Genomic DNA, 22,620 nt, shown 5'->3' with positions numbered 1-22,620 from the left:
TCCCGGCCTCGTCCCGAAAGGTCGCGCCCCGGTCGTAGAACGAGTCCGGGGTGCGGTTGACGATCGCCATGATCAGGGGTCGGTCGCCCGCGACCGGCCGGCCGCAGAGAGTCTGCACGCGTCTATGGTGCCTGGCCCGGTCGGCGACTGTGCGGCCAGCCGCACATTGGACGCCGAACGTGCGGCGGGCCGCACGCTCGGCACATGCCAACTCAGCCGCTACCCCTTCGGGCGCTTACCGGCCGCGACCTCTTCCGGGTATTCGTCGTAGAACGGCACGTAGCCCTCGTCGCGGCCGGCCAGCACGTACAGCGGATCCTTGACGTCCGGCCCATAGGCCTGCTCGCGCAACTCCACCTTGCGGCTCTTGAACGTCGTGGTGTGCTCCAGCGTCTTGACCACCCGCACGAACAACGGCAGCGCATAGGGCGGCAGCTCGGAGTACACGGCGCGTGCCAGCGACTCGCCATCGAATTCGGCGCCCTCGCGCAGCTGGACCGCGGCCATCCCGGCGCGTCCGCCGGTGTCGGGGATCTCGACGCCGAACACCGTGCATTCCTCGACGGAGGCGTCGGTGCTCAGCGCCGCCTCGACCTGCGTGGTGGCGACGTTCTCACCCTTCCACCGGAACGTGTCGCCCAGCCGGTCGACGAACGCGGCGTGCCCCATGCCCTGCGGGCTCATCACGTCGCCCGAGTTGAACCAGCAGTCGCCCTCACGAAAAGCGTTGCGCACCAACTTCTTTTCGGTCGACTCCCGGTCGGTGTAGCCGTCGAACGGCTGCAGCCTGTTGACCGGGCTGAGCAGCAGGCCGGGCTGGCCGGCGGGCACCCGGCGCACCCGGCCGTTCTCGTCGCGCAGCGGCGCGCCGGTGTCGGGGTCGTATTCCACGTAGGCCAGCGGCATCGGGAAGACACCGGTGGACCGCGGCACGTTGAAGACGTTGATGAACGCGGTGTTGCCCTCGCTGGAGGCGTAGAACTCGCAGACGCGCGCGATCCCGAACCGCTTGGTGAACTCGTCCCAGATCTCCGGGCGCAGCCCGTTGCCCGCGATCACCCGCACCTTGTGCGCCCGGTCGGTCGGCTTGGGCGGCTGGTTGAGCAGGTAGCGGCAGATCTCGCCGATGTAGATGAACGCGGTGGCCTCGGCGGCGATCACCTCGTCCCAGAACTTCGACGCCGAAAACGACTTGCCCAGCGCCAGCGTCGCGCCGGAATTGATCACCGACGACAACGCCACCGTCAGCGCGTTGTTGTGGTACAGCGGCAGGCAGCAGTACAGCGTGTCGGTGCTCTTCAGCCGCAATCCGATGCCGCCGAACGCGGCCAGCGCCTTGAGCCAGCGCAGGTGCGTCATCACGCTGGCCTTCGGGAAACCCGTTGTGCCCGAGGTGAATATGTAGAACGCGGTGTCGCGGGCCTGCACGGCCGACGCCGACGCCGGGTTGGTCGCCGGCGCGCTGACGGCGAAGCGCTCCAGGTCCTCGACCGTCAGCGTCTCGGTGGCGCCGGTGCCGCCGCACTCGGCCACGGCGCTGACCAGGTCGGTCTCGGCGATCAGCACCTTGGCGTCCAGCAGGCCCAGGCTGTGCGCCAGCACCTCGCCGCGCTGGTGGTAGTTGATCATCCCGGCGACCGCGCCGCACTTGACCGCGGCCAGCATGGCCAGCACCGCCTGGGGCGAGTTGCGCAGCATGATCGCGACGACGTCGCCGCTGCCGACGCCGTGCGCGGCCAGCACCGCGGCGTAGCGGTTGGCGGTCGCGTTGGCATCACGGTAGGTCAGCCGCTGGTCACCGAACCGCAGGAAGACCCGGTCGCCGTAGCGCGCGGCCCGGTCGGCGAAGACCGTGCCGATCGACTTATGCGAGCCCGGCTGGGCCAGCAGCCCGGTCAGCGCCCCGCGCACGATCGTCGGCATGTCGGCCAGCACCGCCGGCACCCGGGATGCGATGTCGGTCAGCCGGACGGCCGTGCGCGCTCCCCCGTCGTGGTCGGACACGTTTCCCTCTATTCCTGTGAGTCCCCTCGGCACGCCTCCACGGCGGCCCCCACCTTATCCACCAGCACCAACCGGTCCATCGCGGCTTGCGTGATGTACCCGCTGTCGGCCAACCCGCACAACCACAGCCACAGCCCCTCGTAGTGCCCGAAGGGGTCCAGCAGCACGATGGGTTTGTCGTGCACCCCGAGATAACCCGTGGTCCACGCGTCGAACAGTTCGTCCAACGTACCCACCCCGCCGGGCAGCACGATGAACGCGTCGGCGCGGGCCTCCATGATCTGCTTACGCTCGTGCATGGTGTCGCTGACGATCAGCTCGTCGGCGTGGCGGTCGGCGACCTCGAGGCGCATCAGGTTCTGCGGAATGACGCCGACGGTCCGCCCGCCGCGGGCGCGCGCCGCGCTCGCCACCGCGCCCATCGCCGAAACCCGGCCGCCGCCCCACACCAGCGTCCAGCCGCGCTCGGCGATCGCCTCGCCGAGTTCCGAAGCCAGCTCAAGCAATTCGGGATGCTCGGGGCCCGACGCGCAGTACACGCACACCGCCCATTCGCGCATACAACGAAACGTAGACCACGCCCGGGCGGCCCGCAACAGCGCGGCTGGCTTGCCGAGGTCGGAGATGGCGACCAGGTGGCTGAACGCCCCGAACGGAACGGCGCGCTCGGTCGGGGTGCCGGTGACCCAGCGGATGAGGGTGCTGGGGTGAGTGCCGCCGTAGCCCTCGGCGGCCAGCCGGGCCAGGGTGGATTTGCCGCAGCCGTCGGGGCCGAGCACGACGGCCCCGCGGCCCGCCCCGAGCGCGCCGTTCCGTTCGGGGCGTTCAGCCACCTGGTCGCCATCTCCGACCTCGGCAAGCCAGCCGCGCTGTTGCGGGCCGCCCGGGCCTCATTGGGTGACGACGAGCTGCTGCTCGTCGTCGACGACGCCCACGAGCTGGACGTCCTGTCGGCCACGCTGGTCTACCAGCTGGCGCTGGCCGGCACGGCCCGGATGGTCGTCACCGCCCGCGCCGAGGCGGCTCCAAAGGCCATCGCGGCGCTGTGGACCGATGGCCTACTGCCGCGGATCGACGTCGAGGCGCCCGGCGGCGCGACCACAGCCGCCCAGGTCGACGCGTACATCGCCGAGTTGCCCGCCCCGGCGCGGGCGGTGCTGGACTACCTCGCCGTCGCCGAGCCGCTGTCGGTCGCCGACCTGACCGTCCTGGCCGGCGCGGGTGCGGTCGGCGAGGCGGAGGGCCTCGGCGCGGCGGAGACCCGGGTGCGCGGCGACGGTGACCAGCCGGTGGTCTACACCGCCCACCCCCTGTTCGCCGAGCGAGCCCGCGCCGCGCTCGGTCCCGACGACGCCCGACGGCGGCGCACCGAGGTCGTCGAGCTGCTGTCCAGGCACGCGTCGGAGCACCTCAGCGATCGGCTGCGGCTGGCGTCGCTGGCACTGGACAGCGACGCCCCCCAGCGCGTCGCCGACGTCGCCGACGCCGCGCAGCAGGCGCTGCGCCTGGGCGACCTCGCGCTCGGCGAACGCCTGGCCCGCTCGGCGCTGGAGCGGTCCGGGGGCCTGGCTGCGCGGCTGTCGCTGGCGCACGCCCTGGGGTGGCAGGGCCGCGGCCGCGAGGCCGACGCGCTGCTCGCCGAGGTCGACTCCGCCGCCCTGGCCGAGCCGGCGCTCATGGACTGGGCGCTGCTGCGGGCCGCCAACCAGTTCTGGATGCTCAGCGAACCCGAACGGGCCACCGCGTTCCTGCGCACCATCCGCAATCGGGTCGCGGATCCGGGCCCGCGCACCACCCTGGACGCGCTCAGCGCGACGTTCGCGATGAACGCCGGCAACGTCGGCTACGCCGTCAAGATCGCCGGCGAGGTGCTGGACTCACCGTCGGCCGACGACCAGGCGGTGGCCTGGGCCGCCAGCACCGCGGCGCTGTGCGCGGCGCGGCAGGGCCGGTTCGGCGACGTCGAACCGCTGGCGCAGCGCGCCCTGTCCGCCGAACACCCCGGGCTGCTGCGGTTCACGATCGGGCTGGGCCAGACCACCGCGCTGCTGATGGCGGGCCGGCTGCCCGACGCACGCGAATTGGCCCAGCAGTTCACCGATTTCGCCGAACTGCAGCAGCCGGGCCGGGCGATCGGCGAGGTGCTGCTGGCGCACGTGCTGATCGCCGAGGGCGAGTTCGCGCGGGCCGCGGCGCTGCTCGGCCCGGCCGCCGCCACGCTGGAACGCACCGGCTACTCGTGGGGGCCGCTGTCGCTGACGCTGCTGGCGACGGCGCTGGCCCAGCAGGGCGACATCGCCGCCACGGCGAAGGCCTTGAGCCGGGCCGAGTCTCGGCACGGCACGAAGTCGGCCCTGTTCGGCCCGGAGCTCGGCGTGGCGCGGGCGTGGCGGCTGGCGGCCACGCGCGACTCGCCCGGCGCGGTCGCGGCCGCCCGCGACGCCGCCCGGATGGCCGAGCGCGGCGGGCAGTCGGCGGTGGCGGTGCGCACCTGGCACGAGGCCGTGCGCCTCGGCGACGCCCGCGCCGCGGACCCGCTGGCCCGGCTGTGCGCCGAGGTCGACTGCGCGGTGGGCCGGCTCGCGCTCGCCCACGCGCGCGCCCTGGCGGCCGGCGACGAGGCGGCGCTGCGGGCCGTGTCCGAGGAGCTGGCGGCGGCCGGGATGCGCGCCGCGGCGGCCGATGCGGCCGCGCAGGCGCGCCGCATTGTGCGCCAACCGTGACTCGCCCGTGCTACAGCAGTGACTATTGCGCCTCACTGTTTCCTGAGTGATTTCGCTTGCTGCAGTTCACCCGGGGGGTTGGAGGCACGATGCGTATCCGCCCTCGGCGGCTGGCCGCTATGGCCGCGGCCGGCCTGCTCATCGCCGCGCTGACGACTGACGCGTCGTCGGTCGTCGCCCCGCCGCGCGCCCTGGCGGCGCCCACCGGCCCGACGCTGCCGCTCGGCCACGCCGGCCGCTGGATGACCGACGCCGACGGGCGCGTCGTCATCCTGCACGGACTCAACCAGGTGTACAAGATTCCGCCGTACACGCCGTCGGCCGACGGGTTCGGCGACGACGACGCGGCCTTCCTGCAGGCCAACGGGTTCAACGCGATGCGGGTGGGGGTCATCTGGGCCGCCGTGGAGCCGCAGCCGCTCGCGTACGACGACAACTACCTCAACTCGATCGCGCAGACCGTGGCGACGCTGGCGTCGCACGGCATCGTCAGCCTGCTCGACTTCCACCAGGACCTCTACAACGAGGCGTTCCAGGGCGAGGGCGCCCCGGCGTGGGCCGTGGCGCAGGCGGGCCTGCCCAACCCGCAACTGGGCTTTCCCGGCAACTACTTCCTCAACCCCGCCGAGGAGTACGCCTGGAACGCCTTCTGGCGCAACGCCCCCGCGCCGGACGGGATCGGACTGCAGGATCACTACGCCCGCGCGTGGGCGCACGTCGCCGGCTTCTTCCACGGCAACCCGGGAGTGTTTGGCTACGAAGTCCTCAACGAGCCGTGGCCCGGCTTCATCTGGGAGGGCTGCTTCGACTTCGTGCTGGGCTGCCCGATCCAGGACCACAAGCTGACCGTGTTCTACCGCAAGGTGGTGCCCGTCATCCGCGCGGCCGACCCCACCACGCTGGTGTTCTTCGAGCCGAACACGCTGTCCGACGAGGGCGTCCACACCGACCTCGGCGGCGTCGTCGACCCGAGCACCGGCTTCTCCTTCCACGACTACTGCGCCATCGAATCGGTGCTGCACAAGAACATCACCTGCCGCTTCCAGGACGGCCTGACGATCACCAACGCGAACCTGTACTCGTTCTTCCACCAGATCCCGCCGCTGCTGACGGAGTTCGGCGCCACCAACGACCTGAAGAACATCGCCGAGGTGATGCGCCACACCGACCGGCAGCGGATGGGCTGGCTGGAGTGGGCGTACACCGGCAACGACAAGACGAGCTCGTCACCGACCGACCAGGCGCTGGTTTTCGACCCGAGCCAGCCACCGACCGGCGCCAACGTCAACGCTGCCAAGCTCGCGGTGCTCGCCGAGCCATACCCGCAGGTGGTGGCGGGCACGCCGCGGGAGTGGTCGTTCCGGTCTGGCGTCTTCCGGCTGTGCTACACGATCGAACGGGCCGACCACGCGGGCAACTTCGCGCCCGGCGCGCAGACGTTCATCTCGGTGCCGCCCGTCGAGTATCCGAACGGCTACCACGCGAGTGTGACTGGCGGACAGGTGGTTTCGCCGCCCAACGCGCCGGTGCTGGCCGTCGTGGCCAACGCAGGCGTGGGCCGGGTCGACGTGGTCGTGGCGCCGGCGTGACGCCCAGGTCCTCCGCGATTAGCCGCCCAGATAGCGCCGCAGCATCTCCACCGCGGCGGTGATGTTGGCGACGGGCACCCGCTCGTCGCGCGTGTGCGCGAGGTTGGGATCGCCCGGGCCGAAATTGACCGCCGGGATGCCCAGCGCGGCGAACCGTGCGACGTCGGTCCAGCCGTACTTCGCCCTAACCAGGCCGCCGGCGGCCTCGACCAGCGCCTTGGCCGCGGGCTGGGTCAGGCCCGGCAGCGCGCCCGCCGCCGAGTCGGTCATCTCGATGTGAACGTCCAGCCCGTCGAACACCTCGTGCACGTGCTGCAGCGCCGCGTCCACCGACCGGTCCGGGGCGAAGCGGAAGTTGACCGTCACCGCCGCCGCGTCGGGGATCACGTTGCCCGCCACGCCGCCGTCGATGCGCACCGCCGACAACCCCTCGCGGTACTCGCAGCCGTCGATGTCCACGCTGCGCGCCCGATACCCCGCCAGCCGGTCCACCACCGCGCCCAGCTTGTGAATCGCATTGTCGCCCAACCACGATCGCGCCGAATGCGCGCGCGTCCCGGTGGCGCTGATCACCACTCGCAGCGTGCCCTGGCAGCCTGCCTCGATGTAGCCGCCGGTGGGCTCGCCCAGGATCGCGACGTCTGCGGACAACCAGTCCGGCAGCTCACGCTCGATGCGGCCCAAACCGTTTGCGGCCGCGTCGATTTCCTCGCAGTCGTAGAAGACCAGCGTCAGGTCGTGCACCGGCTCGGCCACGGTGGCGGCCAGGTGCAGGAACACGGCGTCGCCGGATTTCATGTCCGCGGTGCCGCAGCCCCACAGCTCGCCGTTCTCCAAGCGGCTCGGCAGGTTTTCCGCGATCGGCACGGTGTCGAGGTGCCCGGCCAGCAGCACCCGCGACGGCCGGCCGAGCGAGGTGCGCGCCAGCACGGCGTCGCCGTTGCGGACGATCTCGAAGCCGTCGGTCTGGGCGCGCAGGGCGGCCTCGACCTCGTCGGCCAGGCGCGCCTCGTCCCGCGACTCGCTGGGGATGTCGACCAGCGCCGCAGTCAGCTCGATCGGATCCCCACGTAGGTCCAGCACGCCCCCAAGGGTAGTGGTTGGGGCCGGCAAGTAACCTGACCGCCGTGACTGGAGCTGTAGGTATTGGCCTGGCGACGCTGGCCCACGACGGGTCGGTGCTCGACACGTGGTTTCCCGCACCGGAACTGACGGAATCGGGCACCTCTGACACCACTGCCACGTCGCGGCTGGCGTTGTCGGACGTTCCGCCGGAATTGGTCGCGCTGGTCGGCCGCGACGACGAGCGCACCACCGAGACCATCGCGGTGCGCACGGTCATCGGTTCGCTGGACGACGTGGCCGCCGACGCCTACGACGCATACCTGCGGCTGCACCTGCTGTCGCACCGGTTGGTGGCGCCGCACGGGCTGAACGCCGACGGCTTCTTCGGGGTATTGACCAACGTCGTCTGGACTAATCGCGGACCGTGCGCGATCGAGGGTTTCGAGGCCGTGCGCGCGCGGCTGCGCCGCCACGGGCCGGTGACCGTCTACGGCGTCGACAAGTTCCCGCGGATGGTCGACTACGTGCTGCCCACCGGGGTGCGCATCGCCGACGCCGACCGGGTGCGCCTGGGCGCGCACCTGGCGCCCGGCACGACGGTCATGCACGAGGGCTTCGTCAACTACAACGCCGGCACCCTCGGCGCGTCGATGGTCGAGGGGCGCATCTCGGCCGGGGTCGTGGTGGGCGACGGGTCGGACGTCGGCGGCGGGGCGTCGATCATGGGCACGCTGTCCGGCGGTGGCACGCAAGTGATTTCGATCGGCAAGCGCTGCCTGCTCGGCGCCAACGCGGGCCTGGGCATCTCGCTGGGCGACGACTGCGTCGTCGAGGCCGGCCTCTACGTCACCGCGGGCACCAAGGTCACCACGCCCGACGGCAAAGCGGTCAAGGCCCGCGAGCTCTCGGGCGCCAACAACCTGTTGTTCCGGCGCAATTCGGTCACCGGGGCGGTCGAGGTGGTGGCCCGCGACCGTCAGGGCATCGCGCTGAACGAGGACCTGCACGCCAACTGAGTCAGCCGCGCACGTCCGCCAGGCTCAGCGTCGTGCCGCTGGTTTCCGGCAGCAGGTAGGTGCAGACCAGCCCGACCGACGTCAGCGCGGCCAGCATGGCGCCGATCGCCCAGCTGCCGTACGTCGCCACGAGCGACCCGGCGAGCAGCGGCGGCAGCGCCCCGCCGACGACCCCGGCGAGGTTGAGGGCCAGCGCCGATCCGCTGTAGCGGTACCGCGTGGCGAACAGCTCCGGAATGAAGGCCGCGGTGGGCCCGGAGCCGATCGCCCCGCCGACGGCCATCCCGACGACGGCGACCACGTACAGCGCCGGGTTGCGGGTGTTCAGCAACGGCATCACCACGAACGCCCACGGCAACAGGAGCGACCAGCCCAGCAGCATCAGGCGGCGGCGCCCGACCCGGTCGGACAGGGTGGCCGAAGCCGCGACCGTCGCGATGCTGACGAGACCCGTCAACGCGCCCACCGACCAGATGAAGCCGCGCGTGTACCCCAGGTGCGCATTGGCGTAGATGAGCAGATACGTGTGACCGAGATAGCCGAAACCGAATCCGCCCAGCAGGCTCCCGCCGGCCAGCAGGATCTCGCGGCGCTGCAGGCGCCACACCTCCGCGAGCGGCGCCTTGGGCACCAGGTCACGCGCCTTCTCCTCGGCGAACACCGGGGTCTCGTCGATGTTGAGCCGCACGTAGAGCGCGATCCCGATCAGCCCCGCGCTGAACAGGAAGGGGAGCCGCCATCCCCACTGCATGAACGCGGCGCTGCGTTCCCCGATGCTGAAGTTGACGCCCAGAAAGGTCACGCTGGCAAGCACGGCGGCGGTGCCCGCGCCGAGCAGGGTGAACATGCCGTAGCGGCCCCGCTTGCCGGGGGGCGCGTACTCGGCGCTCAGCAGCGCCGACCCCGCCCATTCGCCGCCGACGGCGAACCCCTGCAGCAGCCGCAACGCGATCAGGATCAACGGGGCGGCCACACCGATGGCGGCGGTGCTGGGCACCAGCCCGACGCTGACGGTCGAGACGGCCATGATCAGCAGCGTGGCGACCAGCGTCTTCTTGCGGCCCAGCCGGTCGCCGAAGTACCCGAACACGGCGGCGCCCAGCGGCCGGGACAGGAACGCCGTCGCGAACGTCGCCAGCGAGGCGACGACGCCCAGCGTCGAACCGAGTCGGGGGAAGAACACCGTCGGGAACACCAGCGCCGCCGCGGTGCCGTAGATGAGGAAGTCGTAGTACTCGATCGCCGAACCGACGAGGCAGGCGGCCGCCACCCGACGCATGGGCGTGCGGGCGGGCTCGGTCACAACCGTCGGCAGGTCCGTCACGACTACGACGGTAGGTGAAGGTGCGCCGTGACGCTCGACGGAAAACCTGGCAAAACGCTGCGTGTCGCCTAAGCGCTACGCGCTCCCCACCCCACCGCGAGCGTGCGTGTTTGTACGGCGACACGCCGCAAACCGTGTACATCTGCGCACGCTCGCGACCGTAAATCGGCCGGGGCCCGCGCTCAGCCCTCGGACAGCAGCTGCTTCTTGAGCACCTTGCCCATCGCGTTGCGGGGCAGCGCCTCCACCAGGCGCACCTCGCGCGGTCGCTTGTGGATCGACAGCTCCTGGGCGACGTAGTTGATCAGTTCGTCGGCGTTGAGGTCCGACGAGCCGACGACGAACGCGACGATGCGCTGGCCCAGGTCCTCGTCGGGCAGCCCGACGACGGCGGCCTCCTGCACGCCGGGGTGCCCGAGCAGCGAGGTCTCGATTTCGCCCGCGCCGACGCGGTATCCGCCGGACTTGATCAGGTCGACCGACTCGCGTCCGACGATGCGGTGCATGCCGCCCTCGTCGATGACCGCGACGTCGCCGGTGCGGTACCAGCCGTCGGCCCCGAACGCCTCGGCGGTGGCCTCGGGCCGGTTCAGGTAGCCGTCGAACATCATCGGGCCCCGAACCTGAAGCCGCCCAACGGTTTCCCCGTCGTGCGGCACCGGGTTGTCGTCGTCGTCGAGCACCCTGGTTTGCACGCCGGCCACCGGCAGGCCGACCCAGCCCGCGCGGCGTTCGCCGTCGGCGCGGGTGGAGATGGTGATCAGCGATTCCGAGGCGCCGTAGCGTTCGATGGGCTGATGCCCGGTGAGCTCGGCCAGCCGCTCGATCACCGGCACCGGCAGCGGCGCGCTGCCGGACACCAGGAGCCGCGCCGGTCGGAGCGCCTCGGCCGCCGACGCGTCGGCGACGACGCGGGACCACACGGTCGGCACCGCGAAGAACAGCGAGCCCCCCGACTCCGACGCGGCTTTCGCGTAGCCGGCTGGAGTGGGTTTTCCGGTGTGCACGAAGCGGTTTCCGATCCGCAGCGACCCGAGCAGGCCCAGCACCAGCCCGTGCACGTGGAACAGCGGCAGGCCGTGCACCAGGACGTCGTCGGCGGTCCACTGCCAGGCGTCGGCCAGCGCGTCGAGGTCCGCGGCGATCGCCCGGCGGCTCAGCACTACGCCCTTGGGCAGCCCGGTGGTGCCCGACGTGTAGATGATCATCGCGGTGGCATCCGGAGACGGCTCGGGATAGCGGTGCCAGGAGCGGGCGTGCAGTCGCACCGGAATGTGCGGCAGCCCCTCGGGTTCGTCCGGCTGCGGGCCTAGCCACGCGCTGACGCCGGAGTCGGTGAGCATGTGCCGGCGTTCGGCCACGCCGACGTCGGCGGGCACCGGCACGAAGGGCACGCCCGCGATCAGGCAGCCGGTGATCGCCAGCACGGTCGCCGCGGACGGCGTGGCCAGGACCGCGACCCGGTCCGCGCCGGCCACCCGCTCGGCGACCGAGGTTGCGGCGCCGACCAAGTCGCTGCGGCTCAGCGTGACGCCGTCGATGCTGACCGCGTCCGCGATGTCGGTGGTGGTAACGGCCGAGGGGTTCAGCGATGCCAGCAGCACGACTGAAGGTTACCCGGGGCACGATTGATGACCGGCGGTCAGGCCTTCTCGTCCCAGATCTTCATCAACGTGGACAGGATCTCCTCGCCGCGGCCCAGCCCGGCTAGGTGGCTTTCGCCGGGCAGCACGAACAGCTCGGCGTCGGGCAGCAGGGACACGACGTGCTCACCGTGGGCGAACGGGACGATGTGGTCGCTGTCGCCGTGCCACCAGCGCACCGGAACCTTGACCTCGTCGAGCCGAAATCCCCAGTCCCGGGTGAACAGGATGACGTCGTTGAACGGGGCCGCCAATTGCTTGCGGCTGCCGTTGAGCAGGTCGTCGAGGAACATCGCGGCGAACTCCGGCCGGGTGAGCAGGCGCCGGTCCCCTTCCGGCGATATCGCGGCGTACAGGTACAGCGCGGGATTGGCGACCGGACGGATCGACCGGATCACCAGGCTGGCGCCGATCCGCAGCGGGTCGCCCCACAGCCGCAAGAACGGCGCGGCCCGCTTGCCCAGGTTCATCAGGCCGCTGGTGATCCCCTCGTCGCCGAGGAACGGCGCGACGCCGCCGAGCACGCCGACCGCGACGACGCGATCGGGCAGCACCGCGCCCGACGCGAGCGCGTACGGTCCCCCGCCGGACAGGCCGATGACGGCCATCTTGTCGATGCCCAGCGTGTCGGCGATCGTGCGCAGGTCCTCGCCAAAGGCCCGGATGTTCTCGTACCGATGGGGCGTCGACGAACCGGTGCCCGGCCGGTCCATGCCGATCAGCCGGATGTCGTGCTGTTCGGCGTAGACGCGGGCCTCGACCGGGATCTGCCGACGGGCGCCGGGGGTCCCGTGCAGCCAGAACACCGCGCGACCCCACGGGGCGCCGAACTCGGCGAAACCGATCTGGCGGTCCTCACCGACAGCGATGTTGCCTTCGAGCTTGGGGCGGGCGATCGCGATGGCCATGCCTGCAGCTTTTCATGTGACGTGGCGTTTACCAAAGGCTCACAGCCTGCCCGATGAACCGCGCTACGCGGGGACGCCGATGGCCTTCACTTCCATGTACTGGTGCAGTCCGCTGACGCCGCCGCTCTCCCGGCCGAAACCGCTGAGCTTGAAGCCGCCGAACGGGGCGTCGCCGGGGCCGACGCCGTTGACCGCGACCTGGCCGGTGCGGATGCGGCGGGCCACGCCCACGGCGCGGTCGACGTCGCCGCCCCACACGGCGCCCGACAGCCCGTAGCGCGAGTTGTTGGCGATCGCGACCGCGTCGTCGTCGTCGCGGTAGCGAAGCACCGAGAGCACGGGCCCGAAAACTTCCTCCTGGGCGATCGTCGAATCCGGGTCGACGCCGGTGAGGATCGTCGGTTCGAAGTAGAAGCCGACGTCCAGGCCGGCCGGGCGCCCGCCGCCGGTCGCGAGCTGCGCCCCATCCCGCACGGCGCCGTCGACGTGCGCCTGCACGCGGTCGCGCTGTGCCGCGCTGATGAGCGGACCCATTTGCGCCGCAGGGTCTTTCGGATCGCCGACCTTGACGTCGCGGGCGAGCGCGACGAGCCGGTCGACGACGTCGTCGTGCAGCGAATCGGGAAGCAGCAGCCGGCTGTGCAGGATGCAGGCCTGTCCCGCGTGCAGCGAGCAGCTGTCGAACAGCATCTGGCGCAGCATCTCGTCGGTCACCTCGGTGTCGTCGAGGACGATGCTCGCCGACTTCCCGCCGCACTCCAGCAGCAGGCGCTTCATCGCGTCGCCGGCGGCGCGCATGACCTCGCAGCCGACCGCCGAGCTGCCCGTGAAGCTGATCATGTCGATGCGCGGATCCGTGGTGAGCAGCTTGGCGGCCTCGAGACCCGACGGCGTCACGACGTTGACCACGCCAGGCGGGATGTCGGTCTCCTCGTCGATGACGCGGGCGAGCGCCAGGCCGGCCAGCGGTGTCAGCGGCGACGGCTTGAGCACGACGGTGTTGCCCGCCGCCAGGGCGTTGTTCACCTTCATGACGTTGAGGCAGTGCGGGAAGTTCCACGGCGTCAGGATCGACACGACGCCGAGCGGCTCGCGACGCAGCAACGTCGTTCCCGCACCGATCCCGGTGACCGGCTCGTCGATCAGCTTCGTCGCGAGCTGGGCGGCGTGCATGGACATGTAGCCGGTGCCGTCGATCTGCATCATGCGCTCGTTCGCGACGCAGCCCCACTCCTGTTGGGACAGCGCAAAGAACTCGTCGGCGTGCCTGAGCAGGGCCTCGCCCAGCTGATTGAGGCAGCCGGCCCGGTCGCCGGGGCCCATCTGGGCCCACGGGCCGGCGTCGAAGGCCCGGCGCGCCGCCGCGATCGCCTCGCTGACCTGCGCGACGGTGGCGTCGGGTGCGGTGCCCATGGTCTCTTCGGTGGCCGGGTCGATGTCGTCGTAGCGACCGCCCTCGGGCTCGACCCAGCTGCCGTCGATGTAGAGCCGGTAGGTGTCGACAAGGGATCGCGGAGTCTGTAACTCGGTCATGCGCTTCCTCACCCAAAGGTCGGTCAACTAGACAGTCAGTGTTCACTCGCGCGCCCCGGCCGTCAATCATCAATACGGCGAATTATCTGCTGTTTCCCGGCATTTCCGGTGTATTGACAGGGGTGCTTGGACCGGGGTAGACACAACGGGCTGACACATTAGAAGGATGTGTCGGATTGCCCCGAGGGAGGCTCGCCGTGCGGACCACCTTGCCCCTGCGCTGCTCATAGATTGGAGAGCGAGTTAGTGACGGAATCGGAGAACGAGGTTCGCGACAAGCTGTGGGCGCTCGTCGGCCAGGCCACCGGCGGTTCCGGAATGCCCTCGGTGGCACCGGATCCGGTCAACCAGCCGATGATCCGGCACTGGGCCCATGCGCTGGGCGACATGAACCCGGTCTACCTCGACCCGGAGTTCGCGGCGTCGTCCCGGTTCGGCGGCATCGTGTCGCCCCCGGTCATGCTGCAAACCTGGATAATGCCGTCACCGAAACTGGAAGGCATCAAGGAGCGCGGCGGCGCCCCCGTCGAGATCGAGGGCAACCCAACCGCATTCCTCGATGAGGCCGGTTACACCAGCACCGTCGCGACCAACTCGGAATTCGAGATCGAGCGCTATCCGCAGCTGGGCGATGTCGTCAGCTCGACATCGATTTTCGAGGACGTCTCGGACCTGAAGCGGACCGCCCTGGGGACCGGCTACTTCCTGACGTGGGTGATCACCTACACCAATCAGGACGGTGAGGTGCTGGGGCGACAGCGATTCCGCGTGCTGCGATTCAGGCCGGAGCGCTGATGGCGCCGCGCCTGGCGCCGGCGATCAGCCCGGACACCGAGTTCTTCTGGAACGGACTGCGCGACCACAAGCTCCTGATCCAGCGCTGCGGCGGGTGCGGGGCGCTGCGTCACCCGCCCCGCCCCATGTGCCCCAACTGCCGCTCCCTGGAGTGGGAAGCGATCGAGTCGTCGGGGCGCGGCGCCGTCTACAGCTACGTGATGCCGCACGAGCCCCGGTTCCCGTTCTTCGACTATCCGTACGTCGTCGCGCTGGTGGAGCTCGACGAGGGGGTGCGGCTCGTCTCGAATCTGTGCGGAATCGACCCCGCCGAGATCAGGGTCGGGATGCCCGTCGAGATCTATTACCAGAACTTCGATAACGACCTTGTGCTGCACCAGTTCCGGCCCGCCGCTTCGAAAGGATCCCGATGACCCAAGCCACGTTGAAGTGGGCCGACATCGAGGTGGGCGACGAGGTGGCGACGCTCGAAATCCCCATCAGCACAACGCTTATCGTGGCCGGCGCGATCGCGACGCGCGACTTCATGCCGGTACACCACGACCGCGATTACGCCATCGAGCAGGGCTCGCCGAACCTGTTCATGAACATCCTGACCACCAACGGGTACTGCGTGCGCTTCCTCACCGATTGGGCCGGCCCAGAGGCGATGGTGAAGAACCTGTCGATCCGCCTTGGCGTGCCGTGCTTTCCCGACGATCCGCTGCGCTTCACCGGCAGTGTGACGTCCAAAACCGAAGGCAGCGACGGTGAGAACTTTGTCGAGGTGACCTTCAAGGGGTCCAACAGCCTGGGTGATCACGTCTCCGGCACCGCCGTCCTCAGCCTGCTCGACGGGGCTGGCGCATGAGCTCCTCGCTGCCTGGAAGCTGCGCCATCGCGGGCATCGGCCAGACCGAGTTCTCCAAGGAATCCGGGCGCAGCGAGCTCCAATTGGCCTGCGAGGCAGTCAGTGCCGCGCTTGACGACGCCGGCCTGGTGCCGGGCGACGTCGACGGCATGGTCACGTTCACCATGGACGCCAGCGACGAGATCGACATCGCGCGCAACGTGGGCATCGGCGACCTGAGCTTCTTCTCCCGCGTGCACCACGGCGGCGGGGCGGCGGCCGGCACGGTCGTGCACGCGGCGATGGCGGTCGCGACGGGCGTCGCCGACGTGGTGGTGTGCTGGCGCGCCTTCAACGAACGTTCCGGCTTCCGGTTCGGCGGCAGCGGGCGCGACATGTCCGCGACCCCGCTGTTCATGGCGCATTACGCGCCGTTCGGATTGCTCACCCCCGCGGCCTGGGTCGCGATGCACGCCCAGCGCTACATGTCGACGTACGGGGTGACCAACGAGGACTTCGGCCGCATCGCCGTCGTCGACCGCGCACACGCGGCGACCAACCCCGACGCCTGGTTCTACCAGCGCCCCATCACGCTCGAGGACCACCAGAACTCACGCTGGATCGTCGAACCCGTGCTGCGCCTGCTGGATTGCTGCCAGGAGAGCGACGGCGGGGTCGCGCTGGTGGTGACCAGCGCCGAACGCGCCCGCGATCTTCGCCAGCCGCCCGCGGTGATCACCGCGGCCGCCCAGGGCGCAGCCGCCAACGGCGAAATGATGACCAGCTACTACCGCGACGACATCACCGGGCTCCCGGAGATGGGGGTGGTCGCCAACCGGCTGTGGCGCGACTCGGGCCTCAAGCCCCAAGACATCCAAACCGCCTTCATCTACGACCATTTCACCCCGTTCGTGTTCACGCAGCTCGAAGAGCTCGGCTTCTGCGGGCGCGGCGAGGCCAAGGATTTCGCCACCGTCGAGCGGCTGTCGCTGGGCGGGGAATTTCCGATCAACACCAACGGCGGACTGCTCGGGGAGGCCTACATCCACGGCATGAACGGCATCACGGAGGGGGTACGGCAGGTGCGCGGCACTTCACACAACCAGGTCGACAACGTCGAACACGTGCTGGTCACGTCGGGAACCGGGGTGCCCACCAGCGGGCTGATCCTCGCGCCGGCCGGATGACCCACCCGACCGCAACCGACACCCGCGAGTTGATCGTCAAGTCCGCGTACGAGTGTTTCAGCAGGCAAGGGCTGGACAAGACGACGATCGTCGATATCGCGAGGGCCGCCAACGTATCTCGGAGCACGGTCTACGAGTACTTCAGCGACAAGGGCGCGATCGTCGAGGCGTGCGCCGAACACGCGTCCGAACGCTTTTACCGCGAGATGTCCAAGGCGATGGACCAGGGCAGCTCGCTCGAGGACAAGCTGAGCCGCGCGGCGGTGTTCGTCACCCAGGCGCGGCGGGCGATCGCCTCGGAGAAGTACTTCGACGAGGACGCGACCAGCCTGCTGCTGACGAAGGACGCCGCGGTGTTGCTGCGTGAGTGCGTCGACTTCTTCGCGCCGTATCTCTCCGCGGCCAGGCTCACCGGCGAGGTCCGCAAGGACCTCGACATCGAGGCCGCCGGGGAATGGTTCGCCCGCATGCTCTTTTCGCTCTTCAGCACGCCGTCGTCGACGCTGGACATGGACGACCCCGGGGTGGTGGCGGAGTTCGTGCGCGCACACGTGGTGCGGGGATTCGCCAGCGATCGCCCGTGGTCCCGTCGCGGTTAACGCTCAACGGCGCTGTTGCGGCCAAACGGATTCGGCGGCGTGAACCGGTCGCCCGTGGCCGGGCAGCAGGTGGGCGACCGGTAGCTCCTCGAGGCGCTCCCGGGTGGCGGCGGCGCTTGACGCGTCGACGATTTCCGGTGTGTGCCGTGCCTTGCCGCGGACTGTCAGCACGGCGTCACCGGACAGCAGCGTCCGGGTTGCCGGATTCCACAGCGCGACGCTGTCGTCGGTGTGGCCGCTCGCGTTGACCACCGTCCACTCGGGCGCGCCGGGCAGCGGCTTGCCGTCGCCGAGCCCGCCGGCGGGCGACGGGCCCCTCCAGCGCATGCCGAGCGGGGTGCCGTACCCCGCCACCCGGGCGCCACGGGCGAACCCGGCCAGGCCGATCCGATCGAGCGGCTGGTCGATCATGGTGGGCCAGATGGTCGCGGCCTTCGCCAGGGTTGGCGTGCGCGGCTTTGCCCCGTCGAGATAGGTAAGCGTGGTGTCGGGCAACCAGATTGGCGCGCCGTGGCGGGCGGCGAGGGCCGACGCGCCGGCGACGTGGTCGCTGTGCCCGTGCGTCGCCACCACGGCGCGCAGGTTTCCGCCCAGCCGATCCAGCACCGGCGCCAGGTCTTCAGCGACCCGCGGCAGCCCCGCGTCCACCACCACCACGCCGCCGTCGCCGCGAAGGACGTAACAGTTGAAGATCCAGCGCGACACCCGCGTGATGCCGAGGGCGGGCATCTCGTCGATAACCAGGCTCATGCCCGAGAGGCTACGCCCGGCGGGTCATCGAGTGTGCATCGTGGGCGTTGAGTGTTGCGACAAGGCGGGATTTCGGCGAAATCTCCGCCCTGGGTGCACGCGCAACGCCCGCAGTTCACTCGCGCCGCGTCAGCGCCCGCAGGAAGAACGCCAGGTTGGCCGGTCGCTCGGCCAGGCGCCGCAGGAAGTATCCGTACCACTGGGTGCCGAACGGCACGTACACCCGCACACGGTTGCCCGCGTCGGCCAACCGCCGCTGCTCGCCGTCGCGGATGCCGTACAGCATCTGGTATTCGAAATCGCCCACCCCGCGCCCGAATTCGGCTGCGATGCCGGGCACCGCGGCGATGATCGCCGGATCGTGCGACGCCACCATCGGGTAGCCCGACCCCGCCATCAGCACCCGAAGGCAGGCCAAATAGGAGTCCAACACCTCCGCGCCCGCCCGGTAGGCCACCGACGCGGGTTCGTCGTACGCGCCCTTGCACAACCGGATCCGGGCCCCGGACGCGGCGAATTCCTCGCAGTCGCCCAGGGTGCGCCGCAAATAGGCCTGCAAAACCGTGCCCAGCCAAGGGAAGTCGGCGCGCAGGTCGCGCACGATCGATAGCGTCGAATCGGTGGTGGCGTGGTCCTCGGCGTCCACCGTTACCCAGACGCCCGCCCGCTGCGCGGCCGAGCAGATCGACCAGGCATTCTCCCGCGCGATCTTCTCGCCGTCGCGCTCCAGCGACTGCCCCAGCGCCGACAGCTTCAGCGACACCTCCAGCGGCCGGACGCCATCACCAAGGTCGCCGGACCGGCCTAGCACCTCGATCAGATCCAGGTAGGTTTGGGTCGCAGCGTCGGCGTCGTCGACGTCGGTGACGTCCTCACCGAGGTAGTCGATGCTCACCCAGCGGCCCGAATCACGCAGCACGGCAACGCTATTGAGCGCCGACTCGATCGTCTCCCCCGGCACGAACCGGCGCACCACCCGGCGGGTGACCGGCAACCGCTCGGCGGCCCGGCGCAACCCCTCGCGCCGCCGGGCCGCCATGATGACCGGACGAACGGTGCGGGCGAACAGCCCGCCCATCAGTCGGCCGCCATGTGCGGATACGTGTGGTCGGTGGCCGGGACGAACGTCTCCTTGATGGTGCGGGCCGATGTCCAGCGCAACAGGTTCAGCACCGACCCGGCCTTGTCGTTGGTGCCCGATCCGCGCGAACCGCCGAACGGTTGGCGCCCGACCACCGCCCCGGTCGGCTTGTCGTTGACGTAGAAGTTCCCGGCGGCGAAGCGCAGCCGGTTCTGCGCCGTCAGCACCGCGGCCCGGTCGTCGGCGATCACCGCGCCGGTCAGCGCGTAGCGGGAGCCGGTGTCGATGACGTCGAGGATCCGTTCGAACTGGTCGTCGGGATAGACGTGCACCGACAGCAGCGGGCCGAAGTACTCGGTCGCGAAGGCCTCGTCGGTCGGGTCGTCGGACAGCAGCACGGTCGGCCGCACGAAATAGCCGACGGCGTCGTCGTATTCGCCACCGACCGCGATGGTCATCCCGGGCGCGCCCTTCGCCCGCTCGATGGCGTCGACGTTTTTGATGAAGGCGCGCCGGTCGATCAGCGCGCCGCCGTAGTTGGTCAGGTCGGTGACGTCGCCATAGCGCAGCGCGGCCGTCTTGCCCAGGAAATCGTCGCCCATGCGCTGCCAGACCGAATGCGCGATGAACGCCCGCGACGCCGCCGAGCATTTCTGCCCCTGGTAGTCGAATGCCCCGCGAATCAGGGCCGTGCACAACACATCCGGGCGCGCCGAGGCGTGCGCGACGACGAAGTCCTTGCCGCCGGTCTCCCCGACCAGCCGCGGGTAGCTGCGGTAGCGGCCGATGTTCGCGCCGACCCGCTGCCACAGGTGACCGAAGGTGGCCGTCGATCCGGTGAAGTGGATGCCGGCCAGCCGCGGATCGTCCAGCGCCACATCGGAAACCGCGAACCCGTCGCCGGTGACCAGGTTGATCACGCCGGGCGGTAGGCCCGCGGCCTCCAGCAGTTGCATGGTCAGATACGCCGACAGGGTCTGGGTGATCGAAGGCTTCCAGACGACGGTGTTGCCCATCAGCGCGGGCGCGGTCGGCAGGTTGCCGGCGATCGAGGTGAAGTTGAACGGCGTTATCGCGTAGACGAATCCGTCCAGCGGCCGGTATTCGCTGCGGTTCCACTCGCCGGGTCCGCTGATCGGCTGCTGGGCCAGGATCTGCCGGGCAAAAGCCACGTTGAATCGCCAGAAGTCGACCTGCTCGCACGGCGAGTCGATCTCGGCCTGGTAGACGGACTTGGATTGGCCGAGCATCGTCGCGGCGGCGATCTTCTCCCGCCACGGCCCGGCCAACAGGTCGGCGGCCCGCAGGAACACGGCGGCCCGCTCGTCGAACGGCATCGCCGCCCAGGCGTCCTTGGCGGCCATCGCGGCCTCGATGGCGGCCGTCGCGTCGGCGTGCCCGGCGTTGGTCAGGGTGCCCAGCGTCGCGGCGTGCCGGTGCGGCTGGACGACATCCATCCGCTCGCCGTCGCCCATCCGGTGGTTGCCGCCGATGACGTGCGGCAGGTCGATCGGGTTGTCGGCCAGCGCGCTGAGCTCGGCGCGCAGGCGTTCGCGTTCGGGCGATTGCGGGGCGTAGTCGTGGACCGGCTCGTTGGTCGGCAGCGGAACCTGGGTGATCGCGTCCATGCCGCTAAGGGTCCCCCGCGCGGGGCGAGTTCTTGTTAGCCGATTAGACAAGAACTGCACCGCTTGATAGTAGAATCGGACAACATGCAAACGGCGCGGGTCGGCCTGGGCCAGCTGTTGCTCGCGCTGGACGCGACGCTGGTCAGCCTGGTGGAGGCCCCCCGCGGCCTCGACCTTCCGGTGGGGTCGGCGGCGCTCATCGATTCCGACGACGTGCGGCTGGGCCTGGCCGCGGCCGCCGGCTCGGCCGACGTCTTCTTCCTGCTCGGGGTCGGCGTGGCCGACGCGCTGCGGTGGCTCGACCGGCAAGCGCGCGCGCCGATCGCCATCTTCGCCAAGGAACCGGCGCCCGCCGTGGTGGCGACGGCCGTCGCGGCGGGGACGGCGGTCGTGGCTGTGGAACCGCGGGCGCGTTGGGAACGGCTCTACCAGTTGGTCAACCACGTCCTGGAACACCACGGCGACCGCGGCGACCCGGTCGACGATTCGGGCACCGACCTGTTCGGCCTGGCACAGTCGCTGGCCGACCGCATCCACGGCATGGTCTCCATCGAAAACGCCCAGTCGCACGTGCTCGCCTATTCGGCGTCCAACGACGAGGCCGACGAGCTGCGCCGCCTTTCCATCCTGGGACGTGCGGGGCCGCCCGAGCACCTGGAGTGGATCGGCCAGTGGGGCATCTTCGACGCCTTGCGCTCCAGTGCCGAGGTGGTGCGCGTCGCCGAGCGCCCGGAGTTGGGATTGCGCCCGCGGCTCGCGATCGGGATCCATCAGCCCCCGGCCGGTGCACGCCGGCCGCCGGTGTTCGCCGGCACCATCTGGGTGCAGCAGGGCTCGCAGCCGCTGGCCGACGATGCCGACGAGATGTTGCGCGGGGCAGCGGTTTTGGCCGCCCGGATCATGGCCCGGCTGGCGGCCCGGCCGTCCACCCATGCGCGACGGGTGCAGCAACTCCTCGGCCTCACCGACGACGAGCCCGCCGACGTGCCCACCATCGCCCGCGAACTCGGCCTCGCGGCCGACGCGGCCGCCGCGCTCATCGGCTGGGACACCGGGGCCCGGCATCCGCGGCTGGCCGACGTTCTGGCGTTGAGCGCCAGCGCTTTTCGCCGCGACGCCCAGGTCGCCTCGCGTGGCTCGCGTATCTATGTGCTGCTGCCGCAGACGGCTCCCACCCGGTCGGTCACGTCGTGGGTGCGCGGCACGATCGGCGCGCTGCGCACCGAACTCGGCGTCGAGCTACGGGCGGCGATCGCCGCACCCGTCGCCGGCCTGACGGAGGTCGCCGCCGCGCGCGCGGAGGTGGACCGCGTCCTCGACAGCGCCGAGCGACACCCGATTCTGGGGCAGGTGACCACGCTGGCCGAGGCACGGACCACCGTCCTGCTCGACGAGATCGTCACCCTGGTCGGCGCCGACAAGCGCCTGGTCGATCCCCGGATCCGCGATCTGCGGGAGCGGGATCCCGTGCTGGCCGAGACGCTGCGGGCCTACCTGGACAGCTTCGGCGACGTCGGCGCCGCCGCGTCCGCGCTGCGGGTGCATCCCAACACCGTCCGCTACCGGGTGCGCCGGATCGAGAAGCTGCTGGGCGCCTCCCTGTCGGACCCCGAAGCGCGGCTCCTGTTCTCCCTGGGGCTACGGGTGACCGACCGCCCGGCCTAGTTATCCACAGTTGGCAGTTTGTCCACAATTGCGCTGCTCGGTGCTGCGGCGCCGGGGCTACTCTGACTAGATTCGAAAATATGTTCGATTCCCAGATGCCCGACGCCGACGTGGTCGACGCGATCACCGACGGCGCCCGCGCCGAGGCGATGGCGGCGGCGCGCCGGCTGGCGGCGATCGCCGAGCTGGTCACCCGCCGCCCCGACGGGCCGGCGGATCGAGCGCACTGGTCGTGCGACAACTGGGATGCGATGGCCGCCGAAGTGGCCGCGGCGCAGGGC

Annotated in this window: 20 protein-coding genes and 1 pseudogene; 10 read left to right on the top strand and 11 right to left on the bottom strand. The window is 70.5% G+C overall.

What is annotated here, in order from left to right:
* The 3 genes and pseudogenes from A9X00_RS03170 to A9X00_RS03160 form a co-directional block, all read right to left on the bottom strand.
* Positions 1-118: pseudogene (locus A9X00_RS03170) on the bottom strand (dihydropteroate synthase); the annotation flags it as partial.
* 101 nt (positions 119-219) lie between these two features.
* Positions 220-2,004, bottom strand: coding sequence for a long-chain-acyl-CoA synthetase FadD6 (gene fadD6, locus A9X00_RS03165; protein WP_067149110.1), 1,785 nt, complete (start codon positions 2,002-2,004; stop codon positions 220-222).
* Between the two features lie 8 nt (positions 2,005-2,012).
* Positions 2,013-2,564: a TIGR00730 family Rossman fold protein gene (locus A9X00_RS03160; RefSeq protein WP_067149107.1), complete on the bottom strand. Its 552-nt coding sequence runs from the start codon at positions 2,562-2,564 to the stop codon at positions 2,013-2,015.
* A 147-nt stretch (positions 2,565-2,711) separates the two neighbouring features.
* Here A9X00_RS03160 and A9X00_RS03155 point away from each other — a divergent pair, with 147 nt between their 5' ends.
* A complete protein-coding gene (locus A9X00_RS03155; RefSeq protein WP_232006653.1) occupies positions 2,712-4,727 on the top strand; it encodes an AAA family ATPase in 2,016 nt (671 codons plus the stop codon).
* A gap of 89 nt (positions 4,728-4,816) precedes the next feature.
* Entirely contained in the window at positions 4,817-6,316 is a 1,500-nt protein-coding gene (locus tag A9X00_RS03150) for a cellulase family glycosylhydrolase (protein ID WP_082974664.1), read from the top strand.
* An 18-nt stretch (positions 6,317-6,334) separates the two neighbouring features.
* Here the strand turns inward: A9X00_RS03150 and dapE are convergent, their stop codons facing one another.
* Complete coding sequence (gene dapE / locus A9X00_RS03145; RefSeq protein WP_067149102.1) at positions 6,335-7,399, bottom strand: succinyl-diaminopimelate desuccinylase; 1,065 nt, start codon at positions 7,397-7,399, stop codon at positions 6,335-6,337.
* Between the two features lie 35 nt (positions 7,400-7,434).
* On the opposite strand from dapE, the gene dapD reads away from it, so the two are divergent.
* On the top strand, positions 7,435-8,397 hold the full coding sequence (dapD, locus tag A9X00_RS03140; RefSeq protein ID WP_156771912.1) for a 2,3,4,5-tetrahydropyridine-2,6-dicarboxylate N-succinyltransferase: 963 nt from the start codon (positions 7,435-7,437) through the stop codon (positions 8,395-8,397).
* A 1-nt stretch (position 8,398) separates the two neighbouring features.
* On the opposite strand, the gene A9X00_RS03135 is transcribed toward dapD, so the two are convergent.
* From A9X00_RS03135 to A9X00_RS03120, 4 genes are all read right to left on the bottom strand, one after another.
* A complete protein-coding gene (locus tag A9X00_RS03135; RefSeq protein WP_067149113.1) occupies positions 8,399-9,676 on the bottom strand; it encodes an MFS transporter in 1,278 nt (425 codons plus the stop codon).
* A 227-nt stretch (positions 9,677-9,903) separates the two neighbouring features.
* A complete protein-coding gene (locus A9X00_RS03130; protein WP_067149096.1) occupies positions 9,904-11,325 on the bottom strand; it encodes an acyl-CoA synthetase in 1,422 nt (473 codons plus the stop codon).
* Positions 11,326-11,363: 38 nt separating this feature from the next.
* Positions 11,364-12,272 (bottom strand): alpha/beta fold hydrolase, encoded by a 909-nt coding sequence (locus A9X00_RS03125; protein WP_067149093.1) that lies wholly within the window; start codon positions 12,270-12,272, stop codon positions 11,364-11,366.
* Between the two features lie 63 nt (positions 12,273-12,335).
* Positions 12,336-13,805: an aldehyde dehydrogenase family protein gene (locus A9X00_RS03120; protein WP_067149090.1), complete on the bottom strand. Its 1,470-nt coding sequence runs from the start codon at positions 13,803-13,805 to the stop codon at positions 12,336-12,338.
* A gap of 246 nt (positions 13,806-14,051) precedes the next feature.
* Between A9X00_RS03120 and A9X00_RS03115 the strand changes: the two genes are divergently transcribed.
* The 5 genes from A9X00_RS03115 to A9X00_RS03095 are packed head-to-tail and all read left to right on the top strand — an operon-like array spanning position 14,052 to position 17,215.
* Positions 14,052-14,600: a MaoC family dehydratase N-terminal domain-containing protein gene (locus A9X00_RS03115; RefSeq protein WP_067149087.1), complete on the top strand. Its 549-nt coding sequence runs from the start codon at positions 14,052-14,054 to the stop codon at positions 14,598-14,600.
* A complete protein-coding gene (locus tag A9X00_RS03110) occupies positions 14,600-15,013 on the top strand; it encodes a Zn-ribbon domain-containing OB-fold protein (RefSeq protein ID WP_067149084.1) in 414 nt (137 codons plus the stop codon). The genes A9X00_RS03115 and A9X00_RS03110 overlap by 1 nt, the downstream gene beginning before the upstream one ends.
* Positions 15,010-15,450, top strand: coding sequence for a MaoC family dehydratase (locus A9X00_RS03105; protein WP_067149081.1), 441 nt, complete (start codon positions 15,010-15,012; stop codon positions 15,448-15,450). The genes A9X00_RS03110 and A9X00_RS03105 overlap by 4 nt, the downstream gene beginning before the upstream one ends.
* Positions 15,447-16,616 (top strand): lipid-transfer protein, encoded by a 1,170-nt coding sequence (locus tag A9X00_RS03100; protein ID WP_067149078.1) that lies wholly within the window; start codon positions 15,447-15,449, stop codon positions 16,614-16,616. The genes A9X00_RS03105 and A9X00_RS03100 overlap by 4 nt, the downstream gene beginning before the upstream one ends.
* The gene (locus A9X00_RS03095; RefSeq protein WP_067149075.1) at positions 16,613-17,215 is read left to right on the top strand and encodes a TetR/AcrR family transcriptional regulator; all 603 of its coding nucleotides are present in this window, start codon (positions 16,613-16,615) and stop codon (positions 17,213-17,215) included. Before A9X00_RS03100 ends, A9X00_RS03095 begins: the two co-directional genes overlap by 4 nt.
* Before the next feature lie 3 nt (positions 17,216-17,218).
* Here A9X00_RS03095 and A9X00_RS03090 read toward each other — a convergent pair whose 3' ends face one another.
* The 3 genes from A9X00_RS03090 to pruA form a co-directional block, all read right to left on the bottom strand.
* The gene (locus A9X00_RS03090; RefSeq protein ID WP_067149073.1) at positions 17,219-17,965 is read right to left on the bottom strand and encodes an MBL fold metallo-hydrolase; all 747 of its coding nucleotides are present in this window, start codon (positions 17,963-17,965) and stop codon (positions 17,219-17,221) included.
* Between the two features lie 115 nt (positions 17,966-18,080).
* Complete coding sequence (locus tag A9X00_RS03085; RefSeq protein ID WP_067149071.1) at positions 18,081-19,043, bottom strand: proline dehydrogenase family protein; 963 nt, start codon at positions 19,041-19,043, stop codon at positions 18,081-18,083.
* The gene (gene pruA, locus A9X00_RS03080; RefSeq protein WP_067149069.1) at positions 19,043-20,674 is read right to left on the bottom strand and encodes an L-glutamate gamma-semialdehyde dehydrogenase; all 1,632 of its coding nucleotides are present in this window, start codon (positions 20,672-20,674) and stop codon (positions 19,043-19,045) included. The genes A9X00_RS03085 and pruA overlap by 1 nt, the downstream gene beginning before the upstream one ends.
* A gap of 84 nt (positions 20,675-20,758) precedes the next feature.
* Between pruA and A9X00_RS03075 the strand changes: the two genes are divergently transcribed.
* Both A9X00_RS03075 and A9X00_RS03070 read left to right on the top strand, forming a co-directional pair.
* Positions 20,759-22,339 (top strand): CdaR family transcriptional regulator, encoded by a 1,581-nt coding sequence (locus A9X00_RS03075; RefSeq protein WP_067149067.1) that lies wholly within the window; start codon positions 20,759-20,761, stop codon positions 22,337-22,339.
* Between the two features lie 80 nt (positions 22,340-22,419).
* Positions 22,420-22,620: DUF222 domain-containing protein (locus A9X00_RS03070; RefSeq protein WP_369830705.1), on the top strand; the 201-nt coding region annotated here is incomplete at its 3' end.

It is taken from the genome of Mycobacterium sp. 1245805.9 (assembly GCF_001672915.1).
GTDB lineage: Bacteria > Actinomycetota > Actinomycetes > Mycobacteriales > Mycobacteriaceae > Mycobacterium.
The sequence above is the reverse complement of the archived record's forward strand: the minus strand, read 5'-3'. Positions and strand labels throughout refer to the sequence as shown.